Source organism: Peribacillus sp. B65, assembly GCF_058513295.1.
The window spans coordinates 4,045,818-4,061,137 of the sequence record NZ_CP195840.1 but is presented as its reverse complement, the minus strand read 5'-3'; the positions used below and the strand labels follow the sequence as shown (position 1 = coordinate 4,061,137).

General features: G+C 42.1%; 14 protein-coding genes and 1 riboswitch. Of the genes, 2 read left to right on the top strand and 12 right to left on the bottom strand.

Going from position 1 to position 15,320, the window contains the following annotated elements; genetic code table 11:
• Positions 1-79 precede the first annotated feature (79 nt).
• From sppA to ACSR9O_RS19745, 5 genes are all read right to left on the bottom strand, one after another.
• On the bottom strand, positions 80-1,081 hold the full coding sequence (gene sppA / locus ACSR9O_RS19765) for a signal peptide peptidase SppA (protein WP_137018152.1): 1,002 nt from the start codon (positions 1,079-1,081) through the stop codon (positions 80-82).
• Between the two features lie 276 nt (positions 1,082-1,357).
• The gene (gene pdxA, locus ACSR9O_RS19760; RefSeq protein WP_491724960.1) at positions 1,358-2,353 is read right to left on the bottom strand and encodes a 4-hydroxythreonine-4-phosphate dehydrogenase PdxA; all 996 of its coding nucleotides are present in this window, start codon (positions 2,351-2,353) and stop codon (positions 1,358-1,360) included.
• Positions 2,353-3,645: a four-carbon acid sugar kinase family protein gene (locus tag ACSR9O_RS19755; protein ID WP_230176738.1), complete on the bottom strand. Its 1,293-nt coding sequence runs from the start codon at positions 3,643-3,645 to the stop codon at positions 2,353-2,355. Before ACSR9O_RS19755 ends, pdxA begins: the two co-directional genes overlap by 1 nt.
• Before the next feature lie 28 nt (positions 3,646-3,673).
• Positions 3,674-4,648, bottom strand: a complete 975-nt coding sequence (locus ACSR9O_RS19750; protein WP_101222938.1) for a 2-keto-3-deoxygluconate permease — start codon at positions 4,646-4,648, stop codon at positions 3,674-3,676.
• Positions 4,649-4,800: 152 nt separating this feature from the next.
• Entirely contained in the window at positions 4,801-6,468 is a 1,668-nt protein-coding gene (locus ACSR9O_RS19745) for a PrpR N-terminal domain-containing protein (protein WP_491724959.1), read from the bottom strand.
• Between the two features lie 305 nt (positions 6,469-6,773).
• Between ACSR9O_RS19745 and ACSR9O_RS19740 the strand changes: the two genes are divergently transcribed.
• A complete protein-coding gene (locus tag ACSR9O_RS19740; RefSeq protein ID WP_101222940.1) occupies positions 6,774-7,574 on the top strand; it encodes an NAD kinase in 801 nt (266 codons plus the stop codon).
• Between the two features lie 38 nt (positions 7,575-7,612).
• Here ACSR9O_RS19740 and ACSR9O_RS19735 read toward each other — a convergent pair whose 3' ends face one another.
• The 5 genes from ACSR9O_RS19735 to ACSR9O_RS19715 are packed head-to-tail and all read right to left on the bottom strand — an operon-like array spanning position 7,613 to position 11,199.
• The gene (locus ACSR9O_RS19735; RefSeq protein WP_260358319.1) at positions 7,613-8,383 is read right to left on the bottom strand and encodes a TatD family hydrolase; all 771 of its coding nucleotides are present in this window, start codon (positions 8,381-8,383) and stop codon (positions 7,613-7,615) included.
• An 18-nt stretch (positions 8,384-8,401) separates the two neighbouring features.
• Positions 8,402-9,145, bottom strand: coding sequence for an ABC transporter ATP-binding protein (locus ACSR9O_RS19730; protein WP_101222942.1), 744 nt, complete (start codon positions 9,143-9,145; stop codon positions 8,402-8,404).
• Positions 9,129-9,911 (bottom strand): ABC transporter permease, encoded by a 783-nt coding sequence (locus ACSR9O_RS19725; RefSeq protein ID WP_101222943.1) that lies wholly within the window; start codon positions 9,909-9,911, stop codon positions 9,129-9,131. The genes ACSR9O_RS19730 and ACSR9O_RS19725 overlap by 17 nt, the downstream gene beginning before the upstream one ends.
• On the bottom strand, positions 9,908-10,192 hold the full coding sequence (locus tag ACSR9O_RS19720) for a thiamine-binding protein (RefSeq protein WP_034309193.1): 285 nt from the start codon (positions 10,190-10,192) through the stop codon (positions 9,908-9,910). Before ACSR9O_RS19720 ends, ACSR9O_RS19725 begins: the two co-directional genes overlap by 4 nt.
• 11 nt (positions 10,193-10,203) lie before the next feature.
• Entirely contained in the window at positions 10,204-11,199 is a 996-nt protein-coding gene (locus tag ACSR9O_RS19715; RefSeq protein WP_101222944.1) for an ABC transporter substrate-binding protein, read from the bottom strand.
• 133 nt (positions 11,200-11,332) lie between these two features.
• A riboswitch (TPP riboswitch) is annotated at positions 11,333-11,442 on the bottom strand.
• 313 nt (positions 11,443-11,755) lie between these two features.
• On the opposite strand from ACSR9O_RS19715, the gene ACSR9O_RS19710 reads away from it, so the two are divergent.
• Positions 11,756-12,583 carry a TGL-type protein-glutamine gamma-glutamyltransferase gene (locus ACSR9O_RS19710; protein ID WP_230176735.1) on the top strand — a complete coding sequence of 276 codons (828 nt, stop codon included), beginning with the start codon at positions 11,756-11,758 and terminating at the stop codon, positions 12,581-12,583.
• Positions 12,584-12,653: 70 nt separating this feature from the next.
• On the opposite strand, the gene rarD is transcribed toward ACSR9O_RS19710, so the two are convergent.
• Positions 12,654-13,583, bottom strand: a complete 930-nt coding sequence (rarD, locus tag ACSR9O_RS19705; protein ID WP_101222945.1) for an EamA family transporter RarD — start codon at positions 13,581-13,583, stop codon at positions 12,654-12,656.
• A gap of 80 nt (positions 13,584-13,663) precedes the next feature.
• A complete protein-coding gene (locus ACSR9O_RS19700; RefSeq protein ID WP_260358322.1) occupies positions 13,664-15,265 on the bottom strand; it encodes an amidohydrolase in 1,602 nt (533 codons plus the stop codon).
• Positions 15,266-15,320: the final 55 nt, after the last annotated feature.

Here is a 15,320-nt window from a genome sequence, read left to right as displayed (position 1 = left end):
GAACCTCTTGATCTGCCATTAGATTGGATGAAGCAATTTGTTCATTATTTTCATTTCGTTCCGTCATCCTTCAGCCCCCCTATTCCGCATACAAATACATTAAGCGTGGAGAATTTGAAGAGGAAAGGATTTTTGTCAAGACTGCCGTTTCCACATCATTTCCCAACATTTTTTGCGCACCCATACTGAATAATGAACCGAATCCTGCCTCATCTGTATAACGGATAACTTGAGCATCCTTTTCACCGATATCCGTTTTCATCGCGGCAATTACATCATCCAAATGGCCGAAATCATCGATTAGATGGTTTTCTTTAGCCTGACGTCCATCATAAATGCGGCCATCTGCGATTTCCCTTACTTCCTTCTCTGACATACCGCGTCCATCTGCAATGATTTTTACAAATTGGTCATAAGAATTATCGATCATGTCTTGGAGTATTTCACGTTCTTCACCAGTCATTTCCCGGGTCGGACTCATAATATCTTTGTGTGGTCCGCTTTTGATGGTTTGGAACTCAACACCATACTTCTTGGCCAACTTCTCGTAATTATACCCCTGCATGATGACACCAAGTGAACCCGTCATCGTTTCAGGACTAGCATAAATCTTATCGGCTGGTGCAGAAATATAATACCCACCTGAAGCTGCCATAGACCCCATTGATACATAAACAGGTTTTTTCACTTTCTTGATATCAAGGATCTTTTCATATATCTCTGCACTTTCGACGACACCGCCGCCTGGAGAATTCACCCGAAGGATGATTCCTTTGATATCGTCATTTTCCTCAGCCATCTTCAGCTTATCCATGAAGGCACGGTGATTATATGTTGCCGAACTAAGTAATGAGGCTTCTCCTGTATCTTGAATCGTGCCCTCTACATCGAATACGGCAATAACATTAGAGAAATCATCGCCTTCTATGACTTCCTCGTAAAATGCACTTTCAGAAGCAAATAAATCATCAATGATATTTTCCGTATCCGCTGTAAATAGAGTCGTAGCCGTCCCTACAGCAATAGAAACAAAAAATAAAACGGCTGCAATTCCAAGTGCCGCCCAACGCTTTCCATTCATCTGTTTTCCCCCTTAAATATATGTATCCTTCTTACCATACGAACTAAAGACGAAAATGTTTCATTCCATGATAAACCAAGACATATAAAATTGTAGCAAATAATCCTCAAATTGGAAATGAATTGGTTCATTTTGGACAATCTCCATTTGTTTTTTCAATATCCATTAATATATTAATTTTCCCAAGTTTCAATTTTTGAGCTGAGCAGTAAATCACGTAAAGGGAAAATCAGCTCAACTAAAAAGCTGCCGGGATCATCCTGGCAGCTTCTCTATTTATTGCTTTGGTGCTAATTCAATTGCTGACTGAATGGCCGCAAGCATGCTTTTTTCATCAGCGATGTTCTTTCCAGCGATATCAAAGGCTGTGCCATGATCTACGGAAGTTCGGACTATGCCGCCCTTGAGCCCTACAGTAATATTGACCCCAGCCTCAATTCCCATAACCTTGATTGGGGCATGTCCCTGATCATGATAACAGGCAATGACAATATCAAAATCCCCACGGCCAGCCCGGAAGAACAATGTATCTGCAGGAAGCGGCCCGCTTACATTGATTCCTTCAGCCTGTGCCTTCTCTATTCCAGGCATTAACTTCTCTTCTTCTTCACCATTTCCAAATAAGCCATTCTCCCCTGCATGAGGGTTTATACCACAAACGGCGATGCTTGGGTTTTGGAAGCCCGCCTTTGTCAGCGTTTCATGTGCAAGCTTAATTACTTTGTACGTCCGTTCAGGATTAATGCTTTCGATAGCTTCAATCAGCCCCATATGAGTCGTCAAATGGATTACCTTTAAATTGGGAGTGGTCAGCATCATCGAAAAGTCATTTGTATCCGTAAGGTCAGCAAGAATCTCTGTATGACCCGGATACATATGACCACCTTTGTGGAGCGCTTCTTTATTCAGTGGGGCTGTACAGATTGAATGAATTTTCTTCTCCTTTGCCAGGTCGATGGCCTTTGCCAAGAATTGAAAGGCGCCGTCTCCCGCTAAACCAGATACCTCTCCAAACGGAAGGTCCAAAGGTAGGATGTCCAGATCCAGAACATCTATCGTACCGAACTCATATTTCGCCTCTGCAGGATCTTTTATGGCATGAACCATCCCCTCAAAGCCTACGATAGGCTTTACCTTTTCTATTATTTTCGCATCTCCGATAATAAGCGGCCTGCACTGTTGATACACCTCAACGTGAGCCAATGCTTTTACGATAATTTCCGGGCCAATTCCCGCTGCATCTCCCATCGTAATTCCGATAATGGGTCTCATCAATCATTCTCCCCCTTCAACTTATTCATCGCATGGATAAATACGTCCTCTGAACCAAATCCTCCAGCTTTCGTGACGACATGAATAGCGTCATTACCTAGGAATTTGGAGATCGGGACCCCTATTTCCAGTTCATCCAGCAATTCGAAACCTTTTACATCCCATAGATTGCATATTTGCTTGGCTGTATCGCCGCCTGTCATTGTCACACCTTTAAAATATTGTTTCTCTAACAGGACAGAACATACTGTTCCAATCGCTTTCACAATCTCGTTACTGACCTGTGTATGAGTAAGGCCTTTAGATTCGCCTGTTTTCCAAGCCCTTTCAATATCCGCGTTTTCTGCAGTGGAATAAATGACGACATCCTGCCCTTGTGCTGCCATTTGGATGGCCTCATGATAGACTCTCCTGATTTCCTCAGTTCTTTCCCGGTCTTCCCCTACAGCTTTATGGGACTCGAATGATATGGCATGTACCTGGGTCTGTTCCAACATTTTTTTCAATTGTTTCCGTGAATTCTTATTTACACTTCCGATCACTGTAAGGACCGGCGAGCTTGAATTAGGAATCTTCAATCGATTTTCCTTGTGTGGTATGGAATAATGGTCAGGCAGGTAATTGGCGATCCCTGCCGATCCCGCCCATGCCACGTCAATATTCATTTCCTTTGTATAATTCAATATGTCTTTCAAATGCTGCTCTTCGGTTGCATCGATGATGATATACGTTATCGAATCCTTTGCAAAACCTAATAACATACTGTTCACATGGTTTTTGCCTTTGTCCAAATCCTTCACTGTAATTGTACCAATTTTATGTGATGTCTGGGCGCCAATCAACTCTGGCAGATAAGATTGGGTCACAGGCGTTTTTGGGTCCTTGGAAATCTCTGTTTCTCCAAGAGGAATACCATTTAAATAGTGGGTAGAATCCAGAATTGATCTTCCATTTTTAGGATAACCCGGAGCGATCATGACTAAATCCGGCCTTACAGCATCATAGATGGCATCGATTTCAGCACCGATATTTCCGCGCATTGTCGAATCTAGCTTTTTGAAGATCGTTGAGAAGCCAGCCCGCTTTAAAAAGCCTGCCGCTGCCTTGACTTTATCATAAGCATCCTGCCTCTCAAGTGAGCGGCTGTCTGTATCAAATACGACGGCATCATAATCCCGTACATTTTCTTCATCCAATCCAAATAGTACGGTCGTTTTAAGACCATGTCGAGCCAATTGGACTCCGCTATCATTGGCGCCAGTTAAATCATCCGCAATAATCGCTAATTTCATTTAAATCCCCTCCAAAGCATGGGCTAGCCTAATTATTGTATTTAGCCACTCCACCCTTCTTATCCAAATGCTTGGATAGGAAGCCGATGAATATCGGGAGAAGAATAGCTGTTGTCACGACACTTGCTGCAATTTGTACAGTAGCAAGCTCCGCATGGATCCCGAATGAAGCATTCGCTGCCACGATAGCCACCGGAGTCCCGACGGCGTTACCCGCAGTGGAGCCTTCAGAAGCACCGACAATCGGGTTCCATCCTATCCACTTAAAGATCAGATACCCTCCTCCACCAGTTAGGAGAACTGTAATCACACCAAGCAATACTCCACTTAATCCACCTTGGATTATCGCTGTGAAATTAATCCCCATACCTAATGAAAAAGCAAAGAATGGAACAAGCTTATCGCTTCCTTTAGAAAGAAAATCTTTCATCTCGGAATCCAAATTCCCTAATACCACCCCGACTAGCAGCGGAAGCAATACGGCTATGAACGAAGTTGGAGAGAACATGCCATCAGCGAAGCCCATTGTCCCGAAAATAGCAAGCGCTACCATTGTTAAGAATGGACCATCACTTAAAGCGAGAAATGGGTAGGCGGCCTTGTCTTCTTCTTTCCCATACTGACCGGCTAATGCAATATAAAGCCCGCCATTGGAATTTGTCATGGCTGCAATAATTGCCAATGGTGCCATCCCTAAGAACAATCCGTTACTATCTGCCAGCCAGAACCCAATTAGGCCGACCAGTGCTCCTAACACCCACTTATATGTTAAAAGTGTAACGCCCTTTTTCACCGAAGTGCCTGCTGTACGAAGATTGATTTGCGTTCCGGCAATTAAGAGGAATAATGCTATCAAAGCACTTGAACTGTTCACGAACAGTGCTTCCGTAAATCCGCCAATCCTTAATAGACTAGGAAATAATGTATTGATAGTGGCTGCCAGCAATAGCGGAACAACCATCATCCCCCCTGGGATACGATCAAGCGTTGCTTTAATTCTCATAATAAAAACCCCTTTGTTTTATTATTAAAGCGCTTACAATATTCATATTAAAATATGATGTTAATAAAAGCAACACTTATAAAAATATAAAACTACTTTTATAAAAACAGTTTAAAAATGCAACACATTAATCAAAAAAAACAAACTTAAAGTCATTCTTTAAGTTTGCGCCATAATGTTGCCCGGTTGATACCCAATCGTTCAGCAGTTTTCGTTTGATTATAATTTTCCTCTTTAAGAACTCGCTGAATGATATACTTTTCCATTTCTTTTAGTGTCGCTTTTTGCGAAACGAAGATATCAGTCGGAATGTTATTATCTTCTATTATTTTCTGAAGGGTTTCCCTTCGTATCACATACTCTTTTTCATTTAAAGCTATTTGCTTAATTAACTGTTTTAAATCGTCGATGTTGTTAGGATACGAATACTCTTCCAGAAGAGCAAGAGCATCACTTTTTATATTCATTGCAGTTGTTCCATACGTTTGATGATAATAGGATAAAAAGAATTTCGTTAAGTCTCCTATATCGCTCTTTCGTTGCGATAAATCCTGCATATGAATCGTGTTTATTGCAAAATGCCCAGCAATGGATTCGTTGACTTGACCATTTGATACAATGAATATCGATAGACTTTTTCTGCAGCAAATGCTTAGAAATTCTCTTAATGGTTCATAATCATTTAGACAATCGATATTCTTCAGAGTTATGGTGCGGATATGCTCAAGAGGCAGTTTGTTAAGATCAGCTTCCTTGAATTCTTTGAAATCAATTATAAGAAGCTTTCCATTTTTAGCTTGTTCATTATGTATATAATGTACAAGAAACTCCTTACCCGTCCCTCGATTTCCTTTTAGGTGAATGATTTCATGATTCTTATAGAGCGATGTTACATTATTTATGAGAACTGTATCCATGGCAATCGGTTCTGAGATGGAAGCTGCCTTAATCTGCACCCCTTTTTGATCGAATCGTTTCATCGAACTGGCATCTAATACATAAACACCATATGATGAGTACAAACCATCATGCCAAAAGCCGTCCACATCTATACTTCTGCCATCCTGTGAAAAACTGGTATGAAGCTGCTTACTTACGTTCACTTCTCCATTCATGGTTCTATATTGATCATCGCTCAATGGGTTGGAATCAAAATCCGTTAAATGCTCATACACGATTTGATTATCACTATTTAAAATGACGATATTATGGACTTCTTTAACTAAAAGCCTTTCATACATCCTATTGATGTCGCTTTTGTAATGAAGATAGGCAATCATTTCCCTAGCATCATTGATGGCCCTTATGATAGATTCCTTTCCCGATTGAATGAGGAATCCTTTCATGCCATAAGAGATGGTAGTATTTATAGTAATCACATCACCAACAATCTGTTTATAGCCCTCGTTTTTCAAAGTCAAGATGAGAGGAGCTACATCTTTTGATTCACGGACCGTATAAACCTGTAAAGGAAGGTCCAATAAGTCGATAATCGATTGGGCGCCTGATGTTATATTTGAAAATCCTACGATGGCCGTTTTATCTTTAAGCTCACTGGCCAATGTCAGGGATCGGATCATATCATAACCGGAAAGGTGCATGTCAATCACTGGGATATTGACCGATTTCTTAATTAACTTGGCCGTTCCTCCCCGGCTGATTATGGCATCCGCTCCGTTTTCCGCTTCCAATTTTGCAAGTTCAACACCCTTTTCCAAGTCGCCTATGGAATACCCTATTTCCAAGTCTGGATAAAGAGGCAAACACGCTTTTATAATTGGAATCATTGATTCATACGGCGCAATGATATGTACTTTCATACACATAACCTACTTTCTTATATATCCGAACCCTACCCTTTGTATGGCAGGGATTTAAGAGCCCTTACTGAGAATTCATTATACCATTATTCTCTTTTCACTTCCTAAAAAGACGATCCTAGTTAATCATGCAAGAGCGGACCATTCTTTCTTTTCGTTACCGCTTTAACAAAAGTGCTTCATTCCATGATAAACTATGTCATATAAAAATGTACGAAATGTACAGCTGCATTTTGTACTGCGGTTTTACTTTCTCAAAAGAAAAGAAAGCCCTTTCATAAACATACATACTAGGAGGGATCATGATGAACACTCGAAGGAATATTTATTTTTTCCATGCACCGAATGCAGAGATGCTTAGCAAGATTGAATACTTGTCAGACTTGGCGAAGCAACATTCGTATGAAGTCATCCAGGATTTCACAAAAGCAAACATCATCGTAAGCATCGGTGATGACGGCACATTCCTGCAGGCAGCCCGTAAAACCGGGTTCAGGGATGACTGTTTATATGCTGGCATTTCCACCACAGGTAACTTGAATATGTATTGCGATTTCCACTTGGAAGATACGGATAAAATGATCGATGCCATGACTAGAGAGCAAATCGAGGTGCGTAAATATCCAACCATCGATATCCAATTGGACGATCAGCCCTCCTTTTATGCCCTTAATGAACTCAGTATCCGGTCTTCCATCACCAAAACGTTCATCATGGATATTTTCATTGATCGACTCCATTTTGAAACTTTTCGCGGGGACGGAATCATCATTGCTACTCCGACCGGAAGCACCGCCTATAATAAATCGGTCAATGGGGCGGTTGTCGATCCCCTTCTCCCTTGCTTTCAAGTGAGCGAGCTTGCTTCCATCAATAATAATACCTATCGGACCTTAGGTTCCTCATTCATTCTTAGCGGTGATAGGACTTTGACCATCCACCTTGAACAAAACGGACCAAGCTATCCGATCATCGGAATGGACAATGAAGCCTTAAGCATCAATCATGTCGAACAGGTAAAGGTCCGGTTAAGCGGTAAAGTCATCAAGACCGTTAAGCTAAAAGACAATTCCTTTTGGGAAAAGGTTAAAAGGACCTTCCTTTGAACGTACTAAAAAGGTACCGGATATGATAGCCGGTACCTTTAAATATGATAAAAATCTTTCGTATTTTGATAAAGGGTTTCATAAACATCCTCAATCGGCAATCCTTTAATTGAAGCAATTTGACGCACACTGTCATGCATCATGCCGGGATGGGTCCATTTCCCTTCGAAAACCCCTTCAAACGGCCATGGGCCATCCGTTTCAATCATCATCAGCTTAAGTGGGTATGCCGAAATTAATTCCTGTATTTCCCTCTCATAACAAACATCAGGTGTAATCGAAATGCGGTAGCCCTTTTCGGCCATTCTTTCGACTGTGCGGATATCTCCTTTAAACCAATGAAAGTGCGCCTTTGTGATTTGATGCTTATCCAAAAGGTCGCAAACGATAGGTGCATCTTCATGGACGGCATGAAGGATAACCGGCTTTTCCATCTCTTTAGCAAAAGCCAGGAACTTCTCCAATATCACTATATACGCTGAGTTATCCATATCGGGATTTTCCTGCCTTAGATAATAGGGCAGTCCAACCTCACCTATGGCAACCATATCTTGACGATGTTCCCGCATCCAGTTCAATAATTCGTTCACTTCTTCATCACTCGGGAGGGGCTGCTCTGGATGAAAGCCAAAGGCTGGCTTAACTCGGGAATCCTCCAGTGAAAGCTGATAATTGTTAATAGAAGAAGCCAAATTCATGGAAACAGTCAGCAAGGATTGCAAATGAACCTTTTCCATGTCAGTCAGAATCTGCTTCCGCTTAACAACATCATATTTATCCAAATGGATATGGCTGTCGATGATTCTCAAATTTAATAGCCTCCTTACTTAAGTAGAAAGAGTTGGCATTAATGCTGCATATAACTCTCTTTTCAAATGAAAAAATTCATCACTAAGAAGCTGTTCTTCACTTCTTGGCCTTGGAAACGGAACTTTGACTTCTTTGATGACCGCAGCCGGTTTTGCAGATAACACATAAATTCTATCGGATAGGAAAACCGCTTCATCTATGCTATGCGTAACAAAAAGCACCGACCTCCGATTTTCCTCCCAAACCGACAACAGCCATTTTTGCATTTGCAATCTTGTCAGTTCATCCAAGGCAGAAAAGGGTTCGTCCAGGCACATCAAGTCCTGTGGACTTAAGATACTCCGGATGAATGCGGACCTTTGCTTCATGCCTCCTGATAATTCATGCGGATATGCTTTCTCATACTCTTCTAATCCAGCTTTCATCAATAGGGCTTTTGCCTTTTCTTTATCTCTGATCCCAGCAAGTTCACTTCCCAGCAAAACATTTTCCAATACCGTTCTCCAAGGTAAAAGGGAAGGCTGCTGCGGCATATAGCTGATATGGCCCTTTAAACCATTTATCTTTTTACCATCCAGTGAAATGATGCCATGATCCGGCTTCAAAATACCTCCGATCAAGTGGAACAAAGTACTTTTACCGCTGCCCGATGGCCCAAGGATCGTGACAAATTCCCCATCATCCACACGAAAATTCATGTTCTCCAATATATTCTGTTTACCATCGAAAGAATAGGAGACATCTTTAATTTCCAGCTTCATCCTTGCCGCCCTCCTTTCTCTTCCAAGAAACTAAGTATTTCTCCAGGAAGGTGATGATTCCAAAAAAGACCAGGCTCATTCCCATAATGATGAAAATGGCAACAAACACCCGGTCTGTCCTGAACGCAGAGGACGCGAGCGTCATATAAACACCAATCCCCGATTTTGCCCCGAGCCACTCTGAAATAACCGCACCCATTACGCTATAGGTGGCCGAAATTTTCAGGCCGGAGAAAATGAACGGGATTGAGTGAGGAAATTCCAGCTTCCAAAATAACTGGTTTTTCCCCGCTCCCATCATCTTGAAATAATGCTTAAGTTCGTATGGTGTCTGGCGAAAACCGTCCAATGATGCAACCGCAACCGGAAAAAAACATACGAGCGAAATCACTATTAGCTTAGGCAGCATGCCAAAGCCAAACCAGATCACCAATAGCGGGGCCAAAACTATGATAGGTATATTTTGTGATAGTATGAGCAGAGGATAAACCGCGTCCTTCACACCTGGAAATAGGTGTAAGGTTGCAGCAACCAATAAGCCGATGCAGCTACCAATAAAAAAACCCGACAACGCAAGCTCGGTTGTCGATATAAGGTGTCCGTAAAGATTGCGCGACGACTCAATTCCTTCAATGAAAATGGCCGATGGAGCGGGAAGCAGCCATTGTTCAACCTTCAATAAGACTGTCACTGACTCCCAAACTATCAGCAACAATAATAAAAGAAAGAAGGGAGCCCCCTTCTTCCAAATTCCCCTTCCGATCATGCCCGATATTTCTCCGTTAACGTATCCATCGTAATCCCGCTTGGTTGATATAATATTTTCACTTGGGAAATGACATTCGGCGATCCTATTTCAATCATTCTTACATTCATTTTTTCTATCACGGCAAAAAGTTCGGAAAGCTCGCCCTCCATTGTCGTTTCAAGGGGGTGAACCTCATACTTGACACCAGATTCTTCAATGATCTTGATTGCTTCATCGACCATAGGGATGACATTTTCCCCTTTAGGAATAATTTGTATACTAATTAATGAATTGGCCATCGTATTTCCTCCTATTTTGGTAAAAATTCATTGGTAAATGCCTTTTCAGGATCGAAATCACCTTCAAGAAGCTTGTTTTCTGTCATCCAATCACTGTAATTCTTCCAGATTTCCAGTTTTTGTTCACCCCAACGCGGAGCATCATCCTGATACTTGGCTGCAAGCCACTCCTGGCTTTTCTTAACTAGTTTTGCATCAAGATCCGGCGCAGACTTAATTAACATGTCTGCTGCATCAGCAGGATTCTTAATCGCAAACTGGTACCCTTTTGATGCTGCATGAACGAATGCTTTAACAGTTTCGGGATCTTCTTTTATCATCTTTTCATTTGTAGTCAAAACAGGAGTATAGTAATCAAGCTTATCAGAGTATTCGGTTAAGTAAACCATATTAAGCTTTTCATTTCGCAACTCAGCCTCAATGCCTGTCCATCCATAATAAATCCAGGCAAAATCTATATCCCTTTTAACCGAAGTGAAAAAATCCATGTCTCCTGTATTGACTATATCCACTTTATTTACATCCGCATTTTCTTTTTTCATGAGTGAATCAATAATGGCCTTTTCAACCGGAGAACCCCAGCCACCATACGTTTTCCCTTCAAAATCCTTGGGAGTTTTAATGTCCTTTGCCTCAGGGGAAGCGAATCCAGAGGTATTATGCTGGATGACTGCAGCAATCGAAACAATTGGCACGCCCTGCACGCGGGCCTGTGTTATGCCCTCCTGGTAGCTCACGCCAAATTCAGATTTTCCTGAAGCGACAAGCTTATCCGCTCCAGCTTCACCTGGCATGATAATTTCCACATCAAGACCTTGCTCTTTAAAGTAACCTTTTTCCTTTGCAACATACAATCCTGTATGGTTTGTATTCGGTGTCCAATCGAGCACGACCGATACCTTTTTTAATTCTTCATTTTTAGATGCTTCTTCTTTTTCATTAGTTCCGCCTGCACCACATCCAGCCAAAAGGAACAACGAAGTTAACAGTGGTAAGAATTTATTCAAGTTATTATCCTCCTACACATCATATAAGATCCATATGCCGGAACCATAATGGGGCTCCAGGGTCTATTCAAATACTGGATAAAAAGCAAAAAACGCCCGAAGATGAATTCGGACGTTAACATACAAAACAGAAAGTCAGTAATAATATGTTCCCTCCGCTGGCATCACCCAGATCAGGTTCAAAGAGTCAGCATCTAAAGGATGCAATCTCAGCCAGCAGTACTGGCCCCCCTACATTTCTCGCACATATGAACTTTTCTCTCTCATTATATCAATTCATAGGGAAAAGGGAATACTAATTTGCTTCTTATCACTAATTTGAAAGGTATTCCTTACTCTTAAGGATATCTAGCAAAACATCTTTTGGAACGAAAATCATTGAAATCAATGTAATTCTGCCTCTTTTCATTCCAATCATTCTTGACTGCAGCGGTGGCTGACAATTTCTAAATAGTCATTTCTTTGCATGCATTCATATAATGAGCATTATCTGTAGACATTTATGTTTACTGGTTTTATAAACCGTTAATTTAATAAGCAAAAGGTGGATATGATCATGATAAAGATTAATCACAGATGGTTAGATGTCAGTCACATCCAACCAGGAATAGCATCTGCTGAGTCGCTTGAAATTCTCCAATTGCTGGATGAAGATACTAACGTTTTTGAATACCGGAATTTTGGAGAGTTTAATTTCGATATACAGCTGAGGAACCGAGTCATAGAAGCAGCTATTGCGTTGGATAAAAGCGGTCCAGAATTTTCCACACTTGAGGAATCTCAATCCAATCAACAATATTGGCACCTTTCAAAGGATGGCACCTTTACCCTTCAGCCAGGGATTCTCCCTCATGCTGCACTCGTTGACATTTTCATGAATGGAAGGCTTTATGCCTTCGAATGCGGGACAGCAATCGTCGTCACTTTTTTAAAGGCCATTTTGGATTCAATCGGCCCTAGGAATTTCGATTACCTTTTTTCAAACCTATTTTTATATGACTGGCGCCCTCCACAGAACATGGAACTTAATATTCACAAAGGGAGGGATTATTTACCAGGCGATTGTGTTTACTTCATAAACCCTGATCATGACGAGACAACTCCTGAATGGCAAGGTGAAAATGCCATATTATTAGGGAATAACCTCTTTTATGGCCACGGGATCGGGATAACGACGTCACAGGGAATCATCGATGAATTAAATAGCAATAGAAAGCCGTACGCAACCATATCAGCATTCCTGACAACGCATATCATTTTCCTGGATAGTTCCTTCTATAGACAATTCCAACTAAATATCCCCCGAGCAAAGCCCGATCACTGTCCTGCCAGCCTTTCCAATTGTATTGTTTCTGAAATAGGTTCGAAGATTTACCTTTCATGACCTCTTTGTTTTATATACCCGCATAAAAAAATGCTTGGGGAGAGATCTCCTCCCAAGCATTTTTTCTTATTCATGCACCAATATTCCCTTTGCCTTTAAGCCTGCGGGCATTCGCCTGACCCCATTTCGTTATGGATAGTGTATAAACGGCCAAGGCTGACCATATGAACAAAAAGGCTAAAAGATGTGCTTTGGTAAAACTTTCATGATAGATGAATACGCCTATTAATAAAGATAAGGTCGGAGCGATATACTGAAAAATGCCAAGCATCGATAACGGGATCTTCTCCGCCCCTTTCGCAAAATATAAAAGAGGCAAGGCCGTGGCAATCCCGCCGCCCACCAGCAGCAAGCTTGTGCTTCCCGCTGTAAAGAACTGCATTTCTGATTGGTTCATCAAGTAAATCAGGTAACCTAGGGCCAGAGGCGTTACCATCATTGTTTCAAGAGTCAGCCCGATCGCCGCTTCAGCCTTGATCATTTTTTTTGCCAGACCGTATAATCCAAAGGTCATGGCCAAAACAAGAGAGATCCACGGGATCGTGCCGAAATGAATGCCCAGGATCAAGACTCCGATTCCTGCAAGCAGGAATGAAATGATTTGGGCCCCGCTCAATTTTTCTTTTAAGACTATCACTCCCAATAGTACACTGACTAGCGGATTGATATAATATCCAAGGCTCGTGTCGAGGATCCGTCCTGTATTAACGGCCCAGATGAACACTCCCCAATTAGCTGTAACAAGCAGTGACGCCGTAAGTAATGCCACAAAGAGTTTGGGATTTCCCAATATGTTTTTGACATAGACAAGAAACGCCTGCCATTTTTTCATGAACATCAATAAAACCAGCATGAACACGAAAGACCATAATACCCTCTGAGCTAAAATTTCTATTGCACCGACTCCCTGAAGGAACTTCCAGTAAATCGGCACGATTCCCCACATCATGTAAGAAAGGGCTGCATAAATCGCCCCTTCTTTTTGTTCATCCACTTTCATAACAAGCCTTCTTTCCATTTACATTCCTTTATCTAATTCCATCTAACAATTTTGTATTTCCATTTCTTTTTTTGCAACTGTTAATTTTTATCATACATGATTTTATCATCGATGACCGTCATGACCGCCTCAGCTTTTAGGAGGTCATCCGGCGCAACAGCAAAGACATCCAGATTAAACACGGTAAAATCGGCATCGTACCCTTTATTGATCACACCGCGGCGTTTTTCCTGGCCGATTGCTGCAGCACTCCCTTTGGTATACAATGCGAAAGCCTCGTAAACGGAAAGCCTTTCAGACAAGCCATATACGGTATGGTCCTCACTATTGATTTTCATCCTTGTGACAGCTGCATGAATGCCCAAAATTGGATTTAATGGCTCAATGGGTGCATCCGACCCACCCGCACAAATGATGCCCAAATTCAAATAGGTTTTCCAGGCATATGAGGATTCCAACAGATTGGCTGGAACCTTTTCTTCCACCCACGGAAAATCGGACGGGACGAAGCCCGGTTGGATATCAAAGATTAACGGCAGCTTTGCCGCCCGCTGCAACAGCTCCGGCCGGACGATCTGTGCATGGATGAGCCGGTCCCTCTGTCCCTCTTGCGGGGGGAGTGCCTCAATTGCATTCAAGACGTATTCAAAAGCGAGATCGCCAATCGCATGGACAGCAATCGGCATTCCGGCAGCCCTTGCTTTTTTCACCCATTCCTGAAGCTCGTTTTCAGTAAATATCGCGACTCCATTCGTATTCTTTTGATCTACATAAGGCTCGCTCAACAGGGCTGTTCGTCCCCCTAAGGAGCCATCCGTAAATATCTTCATGCTGTCGAATTTAATATATCGCGTACCTTTCTGATAACCGCCTCCTGCTGCCAGCATTTCTTCAAACGCTTCATGATGGACAAGCAAGTTCGCGCGAAAGGCCATTTCCCGGTCCTCGATTACCGATTTAAACGCCTGATATGTCGGCATGAAGCCATTATAGTAATGGAGGTCCTCAGTATGTCCGCCAGTCAAACCTAGCTTATATGCGTCTTCTATGGCCTCTGTGAGTGCGTTTTCGATATACTCTTGATCAATGCCGGGAAGACTGTCTAAAATAAGGTTCTGTGCCTGACTTTCTTTAAATAAACCATTTAAACGTCCGTCAGGATAACGGCAAATCACCCCGCCTGAAGGTTCTTTAATATCTTCTTTAATATCCGCTTCCAAAAGGGCGCGGGAATTGACCACCAAGGCATGACGGCAAATCCTTTTCAATACGATGGGATGTTCCGTCGATATCACATCGAGCTCATCCCGTAATATCAATTCAGGACTCGGCCATTCGTTTTCATTCCACCCTTCGGCAACGATCCACTTTCCAGCCGGGGTCTTTGAGCACTTTTCCTTCAAGGATTTCATGATCGACTCCCTGCTATCCATCAAAGAAAGGTCTAAACGAAGCAGCCTTTCACCATGCCCGACCAAATGAAGGTGACTATCCACTAACCCCGGCAGCATCGTTTGTCCTTTTAAGTCGATTTCCCTGGAAATATTGCCGGCATACTCATTTTTCAAATAGCCCTGGCTGCCGGTATCAACAATTACCCCCTTTTCAGTGTAGACTGCCTCCACTTGATCATTTTCTTTAATCATCGTATAAATCGACCCATTGAACCATAACGTTCCCACCGGCTTTACACTCCTTATTAAATGATTGTTACTGTGCAGATATGCAGTAAGTGTA

Excerpts from the sequence above, each read along its gene's own strand:
- sppA (WP_137018152.1), bottom strand. The coding sequence starts at position 1,081 with ATGAATGGAAAGCGTTGGGCGGCACTTGGAATTGCAGCCGTTTTATTT.
- pdxA (WP_491724960.1), bottom strand. The coding sequence starts at position 2,353 with ATGAGACCCATTATCGGAATTACGATGGGAGATGCAGCGGGAATTGGC.
- ACSR9O_RS19755 (WP_230176738.1), bottom strand. The coding sequence starts at position 3,645 with ATGAAATTAGCGATTATTGCGGATGATTTAACTGGCGCCAATGATAGC.
- ACSR9O_RS19750 (WP_101222938.1), bottom strand. The coding sequence starts at position 4,648 with ATGAGAATTAAAGCAACGCTTGATCGTATCCCAGGGGGGATGATGGTT.
- ACSR9O_RS19745 (WP_491724959.1), bottom strand. The coding sequence starts at position 6,468 with ATGAAAGTACATATCATTGCGCCGTATGAATCAATGATTCCAATTATA.
- ACSR9O_RS19740 (WP_101222940.1), top strand. The coding sequence starts at position 6,774 with ATGAACACTCGAAGGAATATTTATTTTTTCCATGCACCGAATGCAGAG.
- ACSR9O_RS19730 (WP_101222942.1), bottom strand. The coding sequence starts at position 9,145 with ATGAAGCTGGAAATTAAAGATGTCTCCTATTCTTTCGATGGTAAACAG.
- ACSR9O_RS19725 (WP_101222943.1), bottom strand. The coding sequence starts at position 9,911 with ATGATCGGAAGGGGAATTTGGAAGAAGGGGGCTCCCTTCTTTCTTTTA.
- ACSR9O_RS19720 (WP_034309193.1), bottom strand. The coding sequence starts at position 10,192 with ATGGCCAATTCATTAATTAGTATACAAATTATTCCTAAAGGGGAAAAT.
- ACSR9O_RS19710 (WP_230176735.1), top strand. The coding sequence starts at position 11,756 with ATGATAAAGATTAATCACAGATGGTTAGATGTCAGTCACATCCAACCA.
- rarD (WP_101222945.1), bottom strand. The coding sequence starts at position 13,583 with ATGAAAGTGGATGAACAAAAAGAAGGGGCGATTTATGCAGCCCTTTCT.